Raw genomic sequence first — 16,085 nt, forward strand, 5'->3', positions numbered from 1 at the left:
TGGATCATGAAAACATACTTTAAATATATATTCCTTGCTTGCATTGCATTCAATAGTGCCTGCAGTTTAGACAAAAAACCTTATGACGCCATCACGTCCGATGAGCTTGATAACCTGGAAGGAAGTTTAGGATCGGTTACTTTAGGTAATTACAGTCGCCTTAAAGGCTGGGTTGAAAACTGGCATCGTGTTACCGAATATCCTGGAACCAACGTAGCTTTGAGTGGAACAACAACAGATAATTTATTCTATTCGTATAATTACAATCGATTGGTTACCAATTCAAGAGTCAACAATGTATGGGAACAATCGTACAAAATAATCGTAGGAACGAATATCGTAATAGAAAAATTGCAGGACAGCACAAATCCCGAGGATCAGCAATTATTGGCTGAGAACCTGTACATACGCTCTATGTTGTACTTTTATCTCACCAATATATTTGGCCGGCCTTATAATCAAGGATTAGATAATTTAGCGGTACCATTGAAGCTTTCGAGCGATCCTATGGATAATCCTCCAAGAGCAACTGTAGGTGACGTTTACACACAAATCGAAAATGATCTATTAAAAGCAGAAAGCCTCTTTACCCAAAGTAAAGAAAACATCTATGCCTCTCGCGAAGCAGTACAGGCGCTCTTAGCTCGTATTTATCTTTATGAGGGAAAAAATCAAGACGCCATTACGTACGCGAATAAAGTATTAAGCTCTGGTCGATTCTCACTTTTAGGTACATCTCAACTAGCAAATTATACGACAATAACGCCCGAATCAAATAGCGAAACAATTTTTGCTATCCGTTTTGTGAAGGATACTGACTATCCTGATAACGGTTGGTATACTGTAGGTTCTTTGTATGCGACTATAGATGGCGCCGGCTGGGGAGAGATGTATGCCTCAAGGCCTTACCTCGAACTGGTTCGAAAATATCCGTCAGACCAAAGAAATAAGTTTATAGCACCGAAGACGACGGGTTCTACTAACCTTTGGGCACTCTATGTAACCGACAATTATACTTACGCTCATAAAGTAGTTACCAAAGTAGGTGACGACTATCAATACAGCGAAGATGGAACCACCAAATCGCTCATCAAACGAAGCAATAACATCGGAAGTTACGATTATTGGATCAATGTAGCAGGTAAAGAAAAGAAGGTACTGATTGATTCGGAAATGGAAATGCGCAATGGATATCCAAAATACTATATTTTGAAATGTTCAGGGCAAGAAGGCCAAGGACATCTTTGGTCGCCCGTAATCTCGCGCTTGGCAGAAATTTATTTAATCCGTGCGGAAGCAAACGCTAAATTAGGCAATAATCAAGCCGCACTTGACGACGTTAATATTATCCGAACTCGCGCGGGCATTCCAGCAGCAGGTTTGTATAACCTTACTAATCTAGATGGCAAATCAGTTTTTGATATCGTGATGGAGGAGAGGCAATTGGAGTTGGCTTGGGAAGGGCATAACAAGTTCGATACTTTCCGAAATGGACTTGTTCTGAACCGTCAATACCCAGGAACACATCTTTCAGGAGCCTCTCCTAAATCCATCGTCGCACCGACATCTAACGACATTGTCGAATATATTCCGGAATCGCAGATTACGGCGTCAGGTGGGATTTTAGTGCAAAACCCATAAAGAAAAAAGATTAAAATCTGTTAGTAAAAGCCCGAACAGTACGCTCGGGCTTCTTTTTTTTTATCAATTTATCAAAAGTCGTGAAATGATAGCTGGTATTTCTTCCCTGAAACAAAATCGATAGCCTTTGTTTTGCCTTTATATGTTAAGGTTTTTTGCCCACTTTTGTCTGCAATGATTTCTGCCGATTTTAATTGTCCAGCTTCCCAATTTAAATTAACGGTAAAACCGCCGCGCGCGCACAAACCGCTGATCCGCCCTGTAGGCCAGTTCTTTGGCAATGCAGGTAACAGTTCGATTTCGCCTGTTTGTGACTGCAATAGCATCTCCGCAACACCGGCCGTAGCGCCCATATTTCCGTCTAGCTGAAAGGGTGGATGCGCATCCAATAAGTTGGCATAAGAGCCTGAACCCTCCCCCTCGTAATTAATAGCGCCTGAACTTGACTTTGTTGCACCCGCGGGCTTAATAACCATTTTATACAGTTTCAAAGCACGATCACCATTTTTAAGTCTTGCCCAAAAATTCACTTTCCAGCCTAAAGACCAGCCGGTTGCTTCATCACCCCGTGCTTCCAGACTTACTTTAGCCGCTTCTGCCAGTTCAGGTGTTTTAAGAGGGGATATTTGACGTCCCGGGTGCAATGCAAAAAGATGAGATACATGCCGGTGTTTATTATTGGGATCATCCACATCCTCTTTCCACTCCTGCAGCTGGCCCCATCGTCCTATTTGCGGAGGTAAAATGCGATCCCGCACACGTTGTACCGTGTCAGCAAAAGCTTTATCATCCAACACCATGGCAGCTTCAAGTGAATTGTTCAATATATCCCACGCTATTTGATGGTCCATGGAAGCTCCTCCTGAAATACCACCATGCTCAGGCGAATAAGACGGCGAGGACACCAAGTGCCCGTTCTCATCGGGTGTCAGATAATCAATCCAGAAACGAGCAGCCTCTTTCATTATAGGGTAGGCTCGATTGCGCAAGTATGCCTTATCCTGCGTATAGGCGTAATGCTCCCATACATGCTGCGTCAACCATGCAGCACCTGCGGGATAAAAACCCCAAGGCAGCCCCCAATTTACAGCGGTATAACCAAAAGCGTTGTTCATCGTATTGACGATCCACCCCCTCGTATGGAAGAAATCATGAGCACTTTTTTTTCCCGGTTCTACCAAGCTTTCGATATAATCAATCAAAGGCTCGTGGCATTCGCTAAGGTTGGTTACCTCTGCCGGCCAATATAACATCTGTTCATTAATATTGGTGTGATAATCGGCTGCCCAAGGAGGATTTACACTGTTGTTCCACTTCCCTTGCAAATGCATTGGCATGGTTCCCGGCCTTGATGCAGCAATCATCAGATACCGGCCATATTGAAAATAAAGTTGCTCCAAACCCACATCTTCGGCACCTTCGAAAAAGGCTTGCTGTCGCTTATCAGTCGGTAAATGATCGGCTGATTTCCCCTGTAATTGAAAGGATACCCGATCAAAAAGTGGCTGATAGTCTTCTTGATGTATCTGAAAGAGTTGCTTATAACTCTTTCCTTTGGCCGCATCTAAACGCTTTTTGATAATGGCTCGAAAGTCGTTACCGTTATAATGCGGATACTGCATCTTATAAGCAGTTGCAGCCGTATGAATAATAAGCAGTGATTTCGCCTCCTCTACGGATACTGTTCCGTTAGTGTATTTTACTCTACCATCTGTAACCAGTTGATAAGCCGTTTCGAAAGCTAACTTATTGTTGGGCACATAGCCTACACAGGAGTAACGTAGTCCTTCAAAACTTTCCTTCTCTTTATATTGGGGTGTGCTAAAATGAAGTGTGTAGCTCTCCGATTTATCGGAGGTGAACTTATAAATCATTACGCCTTGGGGATAACTGCCAAAAAAACTACGTTGGTACTTATTTCCCGCCACACTGTAGGACACCTTTCCGATTGCTCTTTGTATATCCAACGTGCGTCGGTAATCCTGTACAGGGATCGATCCATGCCCTACCTTAATAAATAAATCACCCATTGTTTGCTGGGCACCATAATCGCCCCAATCTGTACTGTCGCCAGCCAGTTTAACCGGTGCCATGCCTGTCATCTGTTTCTCTACGAGTTCGTTTGCCTCCTTTAATTTTCCCTGCTTAATCAGCGCTCTCACCTCTCCAAGGTATTTCCAGGCATTGGGTCGGTTTCCGAAGTTATAATTTGGATTAGCACCTGGACCACCGGACCAAAGTGACCCCTCGGAGAATTGGATCTGCTCTTCACCAATTCCTCCGAAAAACATAGCGCCTATATACCCATTTCCGATTGGAAGCGCCTCCCGCATCCAGTCGGTAGCAGGCCTGTCATACCATAGTTGAAGCGCTTTTTGCTGAGAGAACGCCAATTTTATTGACAATAAAATACTGAAAAATAAGATTAGCACTGATTTATATCTTGACGGTATCATACATTTAGTTTAACTACATAGATAGCATAATCTGCCGGCAAAGCAAACAGTTATATCGGCAATTTATTCAGCTATTTTCACCTTTCGATACCGGTACCTGAAAAATAAATATGACCATCGGCTTTCCGTAAAATAGGAATGAACTCCCGTTGGTCGGTTCGCCTTTAACATACAAATGAAGGTGTTTATATAAAAAGAAGGTTTTTCTTAATCAACTTTTTTCATCATTCGTTAGTTTTTTAAAGGCATTCAAGCTTTCCCAATGGGAAGGTTCTTGATAAAAGTTGAGCAAACCGAAGAGCGGAGCGCTGAGCTCATGAACTCATCTGAAAACAAACAAAAGTGAATAAATCAAGGCCCGTGTAGGCTACCTTGCAACTGATGGCAAAGCATTACTGGCGCGTATTGGAGCCATTTCACTTCTTCAATCCGCTCGGGTACTGCAACATGAACAGACACACAAATGCTTTACTGCTCGTTGCCTCTGTATCCTCCAAGGCCGTTTTGTCCGACACTCTGGGCCCTATTGGCTGTCCGCAAAAACCCTACGTTCTGCTAAAATGTCGCCTAGGAAATTTGCGGTTTGCACGTTGATGCACTACCGTTGTAGCAAAGTTCCAAGCGACGAGCTTTCTTTGCTTCTTTATTTCGCGGAGAAAGAAAGAAGTTAAAATAATCCTTCCTTTTTAAGCAATCCTATTATATCCGGCAGTCATTAATAAATTTATTTGTTGGTGAAGTTCTGCATAATAGTAGCAACCTCTAAAGCATCATCTATGCTACAGGGATTACCACGTTCACCGCGTAGGTAACCAACTACTGCTTCGATCATTGGCTGTTGTACATGCTTTAACGCTTCGAAATGAAAGACTTGCACTCCCTCCCCATTCATTAACTCAATTGTATGTGGCGTAAAAAAAGAAAGAGTCAGCTTACCTTTGCTACCGAAAATCTCACATCGATCTACCTCTTCTGTTACATTGAAAGCCCATAAACCATTAAAAAGTACGTCATTTTCAAAAAGAATCCGCCCGGTTACCACATCGTCGGCAGGATATCGCTTACCTAGGTTTAAAGCCAGTCCTTCGCTTTTTTGAATAGGGCCAAAAAGTCGATAGATGATGTCCAGTTGGTGCGGTGCCAAATCATGGAATAGGCCGCCGCCGGATTTGGCCGGATCTAAACGCCACGCTATTTTAGGATCTTGCAGCATCTCTTCGGTCAACGACTTTTTCAGCAACTGTAATGATATCACTAGCGGTTCACCGATAAGTCCGTCGTCAATTATTTGTACAATTTTTTTAAAATAAGGTTGTTCTCTTCGATAATGCGCCACAGATAAACATCCTCCCACCTTTTGCACATAATTAGCTAAGCGCATCGCCTCTTCTACATTTAAAGTAACAGGTTTCTCGACATAAACTGCCTTTCCGGCTTGTAGGGCCATCATGCAATATTGAAGGTGGGTATCTGGAGGCGTGGCAATATAAACAGCATTTACTTCTTCATCATCGATCAATTGCTTCGCATCTGTATACCATTTACGAATACCGTGGCGACGGGCGTAATCTTGCACTTTAACTGCATCACGGCGCATGACGGCCACCAAATCGGAGTGTGGCACTTTCTTAAAAGCGGGACCACTTTTCACCTCGGTAACGTCTCCCGCGCCAATCATTCCCCATTTAATTGAATTTGTCATAGCTTATTGTTTGTCAATACACGAAGGTATTATTTTTATTTCACCAACACATCTGTTGATAGCAAGATATCAGTTCTGTTTGGTATTTCGCGTTCAAACATTTGGTAGACTGAAAATTCCTGTTCTCAAAACCTTCCGCTATATTTACTTGTTGATATACTTACCAAATAAGATTCCATGAAACGGCCTTCCTATTTTCTGCTTATAATGGTTTTCATCTCCCTAACCGGATATGCACAAAAGCATGATACTACAGATGCTTTGCAGCGGACTTTAAAACACCTGGAAACTTTTCAACAGAAACATCCACAAGAACGGGTTTATCTACAGACAGATCGGGCATATTATGAAGCCGGTGATGATATCTGGTTTAAGGCCTATGTAACGGTAAGTCAATTCAATTTACTCTCGGCCATTAGCAAAATCATGTATGTTGAGCTATTGAATGATCAACAGGAAGTAGTACAATCCAGGCGATTACCGGTGATTTCCGGCTTGTCAATGGGCGACTTTAAATTGCCGGAAACACTTGTAGAAGGCCAATACCATATCCGTGCTTATACCAATTGGATGCGGAACTTCGATGAAGGCTTGTTTTTTCACCAAGCAATTACCGTAAACAACAAAAACTCCGGCGGCATTATTAGCAGAAGCAACTTTATTTACAAGAACACAACGGAAAAAGACAAACAGGTTTATGGTACTGTCCAGCTGCTGGACTTTAAAGGCCGGATGATTCTAAATAGGCAAGTAGCCTTCGAGCTAAAGAATAACGGCAAAACAATTGCTAAACAGCAAGTGGCAACAGATGAGCTTGGCCGATTGCGTTTTCAGTTTCCTTATGAAAGTCGAAAAAAAGACCAACCGGATTTATTAATTCTTCATATCGACCACGGTAATCAAGGGACGATTGTAAAAAATATTCCGGTAATTATCCGTCCCGATAAACGTTCGATACACCTACAAGCAGAAGCAGGAACGCTGCTAGCAGGTATCCAAAACCGGGTTGGTGTCCAAGTAATCCGAAATTTTATAGATGAAAAACAAGAAGTGCAGGGGCAATTAGAAAGCAACGGGCAAGTAATCACAAAATTTAAAAGTGACGCTGCCGGTTTAGGTAGTTTCGACTTTATCCCGGAAAGCGACAAAGCCTATTCCGTACTGGTATATTTTGCTGACGGTGATACCATCCGTATGCCTTTGCCAGACGTGCAAACAGAAGGATTTCATTTGGCCGTCAACAATTTAATGGAGCAGGGGATCGTTGCTCAATTGACGGCCTCGCAAAGTCATATAAAAAATCAGCAAATCGCATGCATCATTCAAAGCCAGGGTATGGTATTCTACGCAGCGAAACAGTCGATGAGCAAACCAGCGATTACATTTAATATCCCTAAAAAAGATTTACCCTCAGGCATACTTGAGGTAGCTTTGTTAGATGAGCAAATGGATCTGATCGGCTCCCGCAAAATCTTCATTTTGAACCCCCGCGATACCCTTATACTACAAGCAAGACCAAATCAAACAAGCTATGGTACTCGCGAAAAGATTACCCTTGAAATAAAAGGGCTTATGCCTGATACAACCGATATAGGTGCTTTTTCCGCTTCAGTGGTGAATATCGACAAAATACCCCAAATTCCTAAAGCAGACAAGAATATATTTTCGACCTTATGGCTTCAAGCTAATACTTACAACACCTTTGATCAACCTCCGATCAACATTGTTCATCAAAACAAGCAGACTCAGCAGCAAATAGATGTGCTGATGCTCACTCAGTCTATTAATCGTAGCTTTTGGAAAAATGTAAAAGAGGGCAAGTTCCCCGAGATTGCCTATACACCTGAAAAAGAATTAAGGATCAGCGGTATTGTAACCAATAAGCAAGACGAGCCGGTCGCCAATGCAAAAGTGACCATTGCGTCCTTTAAACCAACTGCGACTGTTTTAGATACGGTGACAGACAGCGCTGGCCGTTTTAATTTCGACAAACTATTGTTTTATGATCAAACCGATTTCCTCGTTCAGGCAAGAGATGCAAAAGGCAAAAAAAATGTAAAAGTAAAATTGGATGAAGTCCCCAGTCAGGCCATATCCCAAGAAGATCGTGAGGGAGAAGTGAAAGTAACTGCGAAGGAAGGGGCTTCAAATCAAAATAGCGAAAAATCGCTTGATGAAGTACAACAATATGGTTTTTCCGGGAAAAGCATTGTTTTGGAGGAAGTGGAAGTCAACGCGAAAAAAGAGAACCCGGCCAAACATTCATCTAATTTGAATGGTCCGGGGAATGCCGACCAAGTTATCAGTGGTGATGAGCTATATTTTAACGGCTGTCCGACACTCGATATTTGTCTACAAGGACGGCTTGTAGGCGTACGTTTTGTTAATGGTATCCCATATAGTACCCGTTCCATGAACCGGCCAATGCAAATCATTTTGGATGGCATGTACATGGACGCTTCCGCGCTCAATATTATTAACCCTTTTGACGTGGCCTCCGTTGAAGTATTACGAACAGTAGGTAATACAGCCATTTACGGTATGTGGGGAAGCAATGGTGTGCTGGTGATCACTACAAGAAGAGGCGATCAGCCTAGACGTTTCGGTCCCGAACTCTATGCCCCCGGCTTGACAACCTTTAGTCCGCAAGGCTTCTATGAAATCCGTAATTTTGAATCACCGGATTACGAAGCAGCTGCAGATACTACGGGTTCCGATCGACGTACCACCGTCTACTGGCAACCCGGAATAGTCGTTCAAAAGGAGCATCCCGCCTCCATCTCTTTCTATACGGCAGACGAACCGGGAATTTATCGTATCGAAATAGAAGGACTTGATGTGAATGGAAGATTAGGTAAGTCAACGTCATATATTCGGGTAGAAAAGAAATAGGAAGAAGGGGGTCAATTCCCTGTTCTTATTTTACAACTTAACAATTAGCTTTAGGGTAAGATTGAGCTTGTCTGCCCCTCTGTTGGTTGGTGTTACTGTAGCTGCTACAGTTTTATCACTACCCACCTACTTTACGGTTTTACGGCTTAACTACTTAACTACCTTAAAATCGATATCAATACTTATTTCCCGGTTGACATCCATCTTCTTCCAAAGCGGGCCATTTCGTACGATCTCCACAGCTCGTTTATCATGTTTGGGATCCAGACTTTTAATAACCCGTATATTTTCCGGTTTACCATCTTTATCTAGCCAAAAAGCGATTTTGACTCGGCCCGCTCGGTCTTTAATGGCTCCTGTCGATTCCTCCAAATACTTCTCATAGGCCTTCCAACCAATGAGGGGCTCGGTGACTAATCTCGCGGAAGGTATGCTGATGGTTGAATCCTTAGTGATATGAACATCAAGAGTGCGGCTCGCTAATTTCGATGACACGCTCTTTTTTGTCCCTTGTCGGTTATAAGCCGAAACCACTTCCTCATTCAGGGTCGCATTTACCGGCTGCATGGCAATCATTACACTATCCTGATCTTTTACGGCGACATTTCGATTTTCATATCCCAAATAGGACACCTTTAATGTTTCGGCTCTTTGCGGATTTAAAAGGGTGAATTGACCGTTCGAATCTGTAACGACACTTGTAAGTTTGGCTGCTTTCACGGTCACGCCTGCTAAAGGTTCTTCCGTATGTTCGTCCACGACACGTCCTCGAATAGGTGTAGGTTCGACCACTTGTTTGGGCGCTAAAGTCGCTAAGGCAGTTTCAGCATGTGTTTCCACAAGAGAGTCTACTACTGTAGCCTTCTGATGTGATGGTTCTTCTACTTGGTTCAAAGAAGATACCGGTTTACGACGTGCCGCTGATGAACGCGTCGGTACCGGGGCCTTGGCAGTGGTTTTAGGTTCTTTAACAGGTTTCATCGCAATCAAAGGCATAGAATCTCTTTTAACGCTAGTTTGCGAATCCCTTGCCTGGTTTTGTTCTTGCACCAAAGTGGGTTGTTGAATGAATTCTTTCTTTAAGATCCAATATCCCATAAAGAAGAGAACTCCCACAAGAGAAGCGGCCATCCACCAAAGAGACTGCTTTTTTCGATGAATAGCAGGCGTATTAAGCCGCTCCCGCATACGTCCCTTAATATCCGCTAAGTTCCCCACGTGCATCTGCTCATCCCCTTTCTCCATTCCCTGCAATAGATCCATCAACAAAGGATCGTTGTGTGCCCGCCGCTCCAGTTGATACATTTCTTCGCGGCTCAGCTCTCCTTTTAGATAGCTCTTAATTAACGCTATGTCAGATTTATGCTCTTTCACGGTGATTATCCATACAATTCTTTAAATTCCTCTTGCCATTTTGAATGTAGCTTTTTACCTCATTGAGCGAATACCCTGTTATATCCACAATTTCTTTATAGCATTTCTCATTCAGAAAAAAGAGGTCTATGCTCTTCTTTTGTTTTTCCGGTAGCGTTTCTAAACATTTTTCCAAAGCTACCAAAGCAATCTCTTTTTCTTCCCGGTCTTCAGGATGCACATCCATAGGAAATTCCACAAATTCTTCCATGGAAACCCATTGCATCTTTTTCTCCGACCGTAGCTGCATCAAACAGAAATTTCTAGTCAACACATAAAGCCAGGTGACAAATTTCTTAATTTCTTGCTTTTCTACCTTTACGATCAGCTCTTCAAACAGCTGCATGACCGCATCTTTTGCTCGCTCTCCATCCTCCAAATAACGAAAGCAAACGTAATATACCATTTCCGTATGCCGCTCATATAGCTCACCTAAAACCGTTAAATCTCGTGTATGGAGATAACGTTTTAACAATGACGCATCGTCTAGTGTCTCATTCGTTTTTTTTGAGCGTTGGAACCAATTCATGCCGAGCGTAAAATAATGCTTTTTTTTGATTAGTTAAGTAGTTAAACAGTTGAGAGGTTAATTAGCCAATGTGATAATGAGCCAATTAGCTAGCTTAGGTTGATCGTTAAGTCGTGCTTAAAGCCTACTGCCTATAGCTTACTGCTTATAGCCTAACGCCCTGTAAATAGTTATTATAAAAAAAATTATGGAATTATAGATAGCACTGCATCCTTGGGCAAAATTTACGATTATGAATACAAGAATATCAGTAATTCTACTCCTCTTTAGCCTGCTTTCCTTCAAGCCAAGCTCGGAACTGACCGTTAATGGCATCGTTTACAATCAGGCAGATCAACTAGGTATAGCGGGTGTTTCGGTTCTTATAGAAGGTACAACTATCGGTACGCTCACAGACGCAAAGGGTCGATATACTATTAAATTGACTCCCCGAGCAAAGTTTCTTATTTTTTCCAAACTCGGTTTCGAAAGTAAACGTGTCGCGATTGGGGCAGGGAAGCAGCTGGACGTGACATTAATACCTTCTGTCGCATTACAAGAGATCACCGTAGTGGAGCATGCGCATGTCAAAAAACGCGGCGCACAAACATTGATGGCCTATAGCCCTGGCTTACACGTGCGTCCCCCATCGTCACCTTTCTATATGCAGCATCTTCCATCGACGGAAGATTATCAAAAAATTAAAGAAAACGGGTTTGTCAGTCCAAAAAAAGAGCCCTTATCAACTTTTGCGGTTGATGTTGATGGTGCGTCCTATAGCAATATTCGCCGCTTTATCAATAACGGTCAATTACCACCAAAAGATGCCATACGTTTGGAAGAGATGATCAACTATTTTCAATATAATTTACCGGCCCCTCAAAATAATGAGCCCGTGGCGATCCACACGGAACTATCGCAAGCCCCTTGGAATCCTCACCATCGTCTGTTGCGTATTGCCTTGAAGGCAAAAGCCATTGATGCCGCGAAACTTCCACCTGCAAACCTCGTTTTCTTAATCGATGTGTCGGGATCAATGGACGGTCCCAATCGATTACCCCTAGTAAAATCGTCATTAAAGATGTTAGTCGATCAATTGCGCAAAGAAGACCGAGTGGCCATTGTGACCTATGCCGGCACCGCGCGAATCAAACTTGCGCCTGTTTGGGCTAACGAAAAGATGCGTATAAAAAATGCCATCGACGAACTTGATGCCGGTGGTTCTACTGCCGGTGGTGCCGGTTTAAAAATGGCCTACGACTTGGCGAGAGAACATTTTAAAAAAGACGGTAATAATCGTATTATCCTGGCTTCGGATGGCGACTTTAACGTAGGCCCTTCCAGTAACGAGGATATGGAAACATTGATTGAAAAAGAACGACAAAGCGGTGTCAGCTTATCGGTACTTGGCTTTGGGATGGTCAATTTGAAAGACAGCAAGATGGAACTTTTGGCGAATAAAGGACATGGGAACTATGCCTATATAGATAATTTGATGGAAGCAAAAAAGGCAATGATAAGCGAGTTCGGCGCCACCTTTTTTACGGTAGCCAAGGATGTTAAAATGCAAGTTGAATTCAATCCCGCTAAGGTAGAAGCTTATCGCTTATTGGGCTACGAGAATCGTTTGCTGAACCAAGAAGATTTCAACAATGATCAAAAGCTCGGCGGTGATATGGGAACCGGACATATCGTTACTGCCTTTTATGAAATTGTTCCCAAAGGCATTAAAGAGCCTTATATAGGCAGTGTAGATCCCTTAAAATATCAACCGGAGAAAAGTGTATTTGTCGCAAAAGCTTCCGATGAACTGCTTACGGTTAAATTTAGGTACAAGGAACCAAAAGAAGATAAAAGCAAAATGAAACAAGTTAGTGTTTTGGATAAGCCGATGCAGCTAGCCGAAACCAGCGATGATTTTCGCTTCGCAAGTGCTATTGCTGAATTTGCCATGCTGTTGCGGAATTCCGATTTCAAACAGCAGGCTAATTACGATGCGCTTATTAATCGTGCGAAATCAGCTAGAGGGGCGGATTCAACGGGTTATCGTGCGGAATTTATACGATTGGCAGAAAGTGCTAAATTGCTAGCAAAAAGTAACGATATAGCGGCTAAAGAATAACAACAAGTAAATGAGGGAGCTATCTTGAAATAGATAACCCCTCATTTCCCGCTTATTTGTACCCAATGGAGAAAGGGAGTTTAGAGAAGCTTATTAGCTAAGTCCAGCTCTTCCCTCGAGATGCTATGTGCTTTGTTTTTAAAGAATTGCAAGGTAACATGTCCACCAAGATCTTCCAAGACCTTCGCTGTATCTGTCACACGTGCAACGGGCACATGCACATCCGGATCACTACTAGTTAATAGAATAGGTGTACCTTGAAAATTGCCTTGATAACGCTGATTAATTAATTGTTGTCCAATCAATCCACCTGTAAAAGCAATAATACCACCATATTTCTTTGCATTCCTTGCCGTATACTCAAGCGTTAGACAGGCACCTTGCGAGAAACCCAGAAAATAGATCTGCTCTTCTAAAACACCATTCACTTTGAGTTCTTCTACAACCTCTCCAATAATGGCTATTGCCGAATCAAGTGCAGGCTGATTATCCTGCTCAGGTGCCATGAAACTGTAAGGATACCAGCTATTGTTAGTAGCTTGCGGTGCGAAGATAGCCATATCATCAATCTTCAAAAAACGCTGAAGTGATATAATATCGGCCGCACTCCCTCCGCGTCCGTGAATCATAAGGATAGCCTTATCCGTTTCATTGAACGGTTTTCCCGCTTTTATAAATTGTTTATCGTGTGTGTACATGTTATTAAATGATGAGTGTTGAACGATGAGTTATGAATTTTTAGCCGTAGCACGGGCAGCGGCGGTTGCAGGAGCTTAAAGCGTACACCTTATACCCTAAACCCAACGCCTTTCTCCGCTTATCCCAAAGAAGGAAGCACTTTTTCCAATTGTTCCCGATAAGCTTCGTATTGCGGCGGCAGTTTTAATCCTTTACCTAGATCTTCCACCGTTTCATCCGTTGCAAAACCCGGATTGTCCGTTGCAATTTCGAAAAGTACTCCCACTGGCTCCCGGAAGTAAAGTGAATAGAAATAGTTTCTATCTATCTTTTCCGTAATCTGTAAACCAGCTTCCAACACTTTTTGGCGATAATACATTAACACCTCTTCATTTTCTACCCTGAACGCAACATGATGTACCGAGCCGCCTGCTACATGGCCGGCACTTTCACCCGGCGCTTCAACCAAATCAACTAAATTGGCCTGTGCTGCATGATCGGTAATAAAGCGAAAACGGTTAACGTGCTGCTCTGTCAAGCGATAACCCAAAATGTCAGTCAACACCCTTGCTGTTGCTTCTGCCTTATTGGTGGTAATAGTGATATGATGGAATCCCCTTGTAGCTACTAATTCGCCTACTTCACTGGTTGTCCATGGTTTGCGCGTATCTTCATTCTTTGGAACCGTTAGCTCAAATTTAAGTCCATCGGGATCTAAAAAAGTGAGATACTGCTCACCAAATTTTTCTGCCACTTTATTATAAGTTACATTATTAGCTTCGAATCGCTTCATCCAAAAATCCAAGCTTTCCGCAGGCACGGAATAGCCGATTTCGGTAACCTGGCGTGTTCCTCGTCTACCTGCTGAAATCCCGCCCCAAGGGAAAAAAGTCAAAATAGTACCGGGTGTACCAACTTCATCGCCATAGTAAAAATGATAGGTCTCCGGATCGTCGAAATTCACCGTTTTTTTCACTAATCGCAAACCTAGCACACGTGTGTAAAAATCATAATTCTTTTTAGCATCACCTGCAATTGCTGTGATATGGTGTATGCCTCTTATTTGATTGTCCATGTCTTTGTCCTTTCTATTATCTTATGATACAAAGGTCGACATCCCATTGTTCAAAAAAATTAACCTATGACAAGAAATTGTAACGAGTTGAAGTTCTACCTATTTGGAAACCGCACATGATAGCAACTATGTTTTTGCTTTTTCATATAATACAGAACTTGCCTGCTCTTTATCTGTGCTTTCTAATACAATCACCATCGGTTGACTAGGCTTGTGTTTCAGGTGAATAAAAAACTCGTTACCATCCGCTTTACTTCGGTGAATTTCTTCGGGAGAATAGTTCCTGTTCGGTTCAGCCAGGTCATAGAGGCTCGCTATATCTGAGCCCGGAGCCAACTTGATTCGCAAGGCACCGGATACCGGTATATTGAAAACAATCAGATAATACTTGCCTGTTTTTCTATGTTTAGTGATATATCCCCAATCTTGCTTCTCCAAGCCAGCGTAGCCGCAATCGTAGATAGCTTCATGATTCACTTTCATCCACTCGCCAATTTCCTTCGCTAATTTGGTTTCTTCAGGACGGATCGCTCCTTGTCCATCCGGTCCGAAGTTAAGTACAAAGTTTCCGTCTAAAGCCACCGACTTGGCCATCATTTCAATAAGCTCTACGCTAGTCTTTACGTGACCACGCCATTCCGAATGATAACCCCATTGATTCTCCGGTATCGTCATGACACAATCCCAATCATTGCCATGTACATCTTCGATGGTATTCGGCAATTTGCGTTCCCACCCTTGTTCGTAATCACCCATCAAATCGCCGTTACTATCGAAATGCCTCCGACCAAATTCATCTGCTCGAAAACGGCTCCCAATGATCAAGCCAGGGCGCATTTCCCTTAGTTCAGCTTCCAGGCTATCGGCAAAAGCCGTTTGTTCTATCCAAGCCTTATCCCACGTTCCATCAAACCATAAGCCTTTCGTACTAGGATAATTGCGTAGTAATTCTTTGAGCTGATTGGCGGTAAATTTTTTAAAGTCCTCGTATGCCCGCTTTTCTTCCCCTGTTTCAGGAATGGCAGAACGGTATCCTTTATGATTCCAGTCTATAATGGAGAAATAGAGGTATACGTCGATTCCTATAGACTCATAAGCCTCCACAATTTCCTTCAGCGCATCTTTTTTGTAAGGTGAGTTAGCGATCGTATAATCGGTATATTGACTTGGCCATATACAGAATCCGTCGTGATGCTTGGTAGTAATAATCACATAACGTGCTCCCATATCTTTAGCCTGTTTAGCCCAAGCTTTTGCATTGAAATTTTGGGGGTTAAACTCTTTATAGAGATTATCATAGGCATCTTTGGGCATATCTTTCCAAGAGCGTATCCACTCGGCAGCACCTGCGTAATATTTCCCATTCCAATGCCCTCCCGGAATGGCATAAAGGCCCCAGTGAATAAATTGGCCTAAACCATAATTTCTCCAAGTTTCCATCTGTGCATCCGTCCGCTTCCCCAAACGATGGGCACCGTGTTCTAGCGTTATCGACGATCTTTTTTCAACCGCACCTGGAAATTGGGCCATTAAGGGCTGGTATAGCCCAAGGCAAAGGAATAAGGTTAGATAGGTTAGTTTTTTCATTTGTTACTTTG

At 42.8% G+C, this 16,085-nt stretch carries 10 protein-coding genes; 3 read left to right on the plus strand and 7 right to left on the minus strand.

Annotation, left to right across the window (positions count from 1 at the left end):
- The first annotated feature begins 6 nt into the window (after positions 1–6).
- Positions 7–1,641, plus strand: coding sequence for a RagB/SusD family nutrient uptake outer membrane protein (locus tag E0E36_RS24080; protein WP_013663943.1), 1,635 nt, complete (start codon positions 7–9; stop codon positions 1,639–1,641).
- Positions 1,642–1,712: 71 nt separating this feature from the next.
- Here the strand turns inward: E0E36_RS24080 and E0E36_RS24085 are convergent, their stop codons facing one another.
- Complete coding sequence (locus E0E36_RS24085; RefSeq protein ID WP_130858095.1) at positions 1,713–4,097, minus strand: glycoside hydrolase family 95 protein; 2,385 nt, start codon at positions 4,095–4,097, stop codon at positions 1,713–1,715.
- Positions 4,098–4,821: 724 nt separating this feature from the next.
- Positions 4,822–5,799, minus strand: coding sequence for a Gfo/Idh/MocA family protein (locus E0E36_RS24090; protein ID WP_130858096.1), 978 nt, complete (start codon positions 5,797–5,799; stop codon positions 4,822–4,824).
- 177 nt (positions 5,800–5,976) lie between these two features.
- Between E0E36_RS24090 and E0E36_RS24095 the strand changes: the two genes are divergently transcribed.
- Positions 5,977–8,691 carry an MG2 domain-containing protein gene (locus E0E36_RS24095; RefSeq protein WP_130858097.1) on the plus strand — a complete coding sequence of 905 codons (2,715 nt, stop codon included), beginning with the start codon at positions 5,977–5,979 and terminating at the stop codon, positions 8,689–8,691.
- A 150-nt stretch (positions 8,692–8,841) separates the two neighbouring features.
- Here E0E36_RS24095 and E0E36_RS24100 read toward each other — a convergent pair whose 3' ends face one another.
- Both E0E36_RS24100 and E0E36_RS24105 read right to left on the minus strand, forming a co-directional pair.
- Positions 8,842–10,065, minus strand: coding sequence for an energy transducer TonB family protein (locus tag E0E36_RS24100; RefSeq protein ID WP_130858098.1), 1,224 nt, complete (start codon positions 10,063–10,065; stop codon positions 8,842–8,844).
- On the minus strand, positions 10,052–10,633 hold the full coding sequence (locus E0E36_RS24105; RefSeq protein WP_013663948.1) for an RNA polymerase sigma factor: 582 nt from the start codon (positions 10,631–10,633) through the stop codon (positions 10,052–10,054). The genes E0E36_RS24100 and E0E36_RS24105 overlap by 14 nt, the downstream gene beginning before the upstream one ends.
- A gap of 232 nt (positions 10,634–10,865) precedes the next feature.
- Here E0E36_RS24105 and E0E36_RS24110 point away from each other — a divergent pair, with 232 nt between their 5' ends.
- On the plus strand, positions 10,866–12,734 hold the full coding sequence (locus E0E36_RS24110; protein ID WP_130858099.1) for a YfbK domain-containing protein: 1,869 nt from the start codon (positions 10,866–10,868) through the stop codon (positions 12,732–12,734).
- Positions 12,735–12,814: 80 nt separating this feature from the next.
- On the opposite strand, the gene E0E36_RS24115 is transcribed toward E0E36_RS24110, so the two are convergent.
- From E0E36_RS24115 to E0E36_RS24125, 3 genes are all read right to left on the minus strand, one after another.
- On the minus strand, positions 12,815–13,432 hold the full coding sequence (locus E0E36_RS24115; RefSeq protein ID WP_013663951.1) for an alpha/beta hydrolase: 618 nt from the start codon (positions 13,430–13,432) through the stop codon (positions 12,815–12,817).
- Positions 13,433–13,551: 119 nt separating this feature from the next.
- Positions 13,552–14,487 (minus strand): ring-cleaving dioxygenase, encoded by a 936-nt coding sequence (locus E0E36_RS24120; RefSeq protein ID WP_130858100.1) that lies wholly within the window; start codon positions 14,485–14,487, stop codon positions 13,552–13,554.
- A 126-nt stretch (positions 14,488–14,613) separates the two neighbouring features.
- Positions 14,614–16,074, minus strand: coding sequence for an alpha-L-fucosidase (locus E0E36_RS24125; RefSeq protein WP_130858101.1), 1,461 nt, complete (start codon positions 16,072–16,074; stop codon positions 14,614–14,616).
- Between the last annotated feature and the right edge of the window lie 11 nt (positions 16,075–16,085).

The organism is Olivibacter jilunii (genome assembly GCF_900607235.1).
GTDB lineage: Bacteria > Bacteroidota > Bacteroidia > Sphingobacteriales > Sphingobacteriaceae > Olivibacter > Olivibacter oleidegradans.

Bases quoted from the DNA above. Each gene is read 5' to 3' on its own strand.
- E0E36_RS24080 (WP_013663943.1), top strand. From the start codon at position 7: ATGAAAACATACTTTAAATATATATTCCTTGCTTGCATTGCATTCAAT.
- E0E36_RS24120 (WP_130858100.1), bottom strand. From the start codon at position 14,487: ATGGACAATCAAATAAGAGGCATACACCATATCACAGCAATTGCAGGT.
- E0E36_RS24125 (WP_130858101.1), bottom strand. From the start codon at position 16,074: ATGAAAAAACTAACCTATCTAACCTTATTCCTTTGCCTTGGGCTATAC.
- E0E36_RS24115 (WP_013663951.1), bottom strand. From the start codon at position 13,432: ATGTACACACACGATAAACAATTTATAAAAGCGGGAAAACCGTTCAAT.
- E0E36_RS24105 (WP_013663948.1), bottom strand. From the start codon at position 10,633: ATGAATTGGTTCCAACGCTCAAAAAAAACGAATGAGACACTAGACGAT.
- E0E36_RS24110 (WP_130858099.1), top strand. From the start codon at position 10,866: ATGAATACAAGAATATCAGTAATTCTACTCCTCTTTAGCCTGCTTTCC.
- E0E36_RS24095 (WP_130858097.1), top strand. From the start codon at position 5,977: ATGAAACGGCCTTCCTATTTTCTGCTTATAATGGTTTTCATCTCCCTA.
- E0E36_RS24085 (WP_130858095.1), bottom strand. From the start codon at position 4,097: ATGATACCGTCAAGATATAAATCAGTGCTAATCTTATTTTTCAGTATT.
- E0E36_RS24090 (WP_130858096.1), bottom strand. From the start codon at position 5,799: ATGACAAATTCAATTAAATGGGGAATGATTGGCGCGGGAGACGTTACC.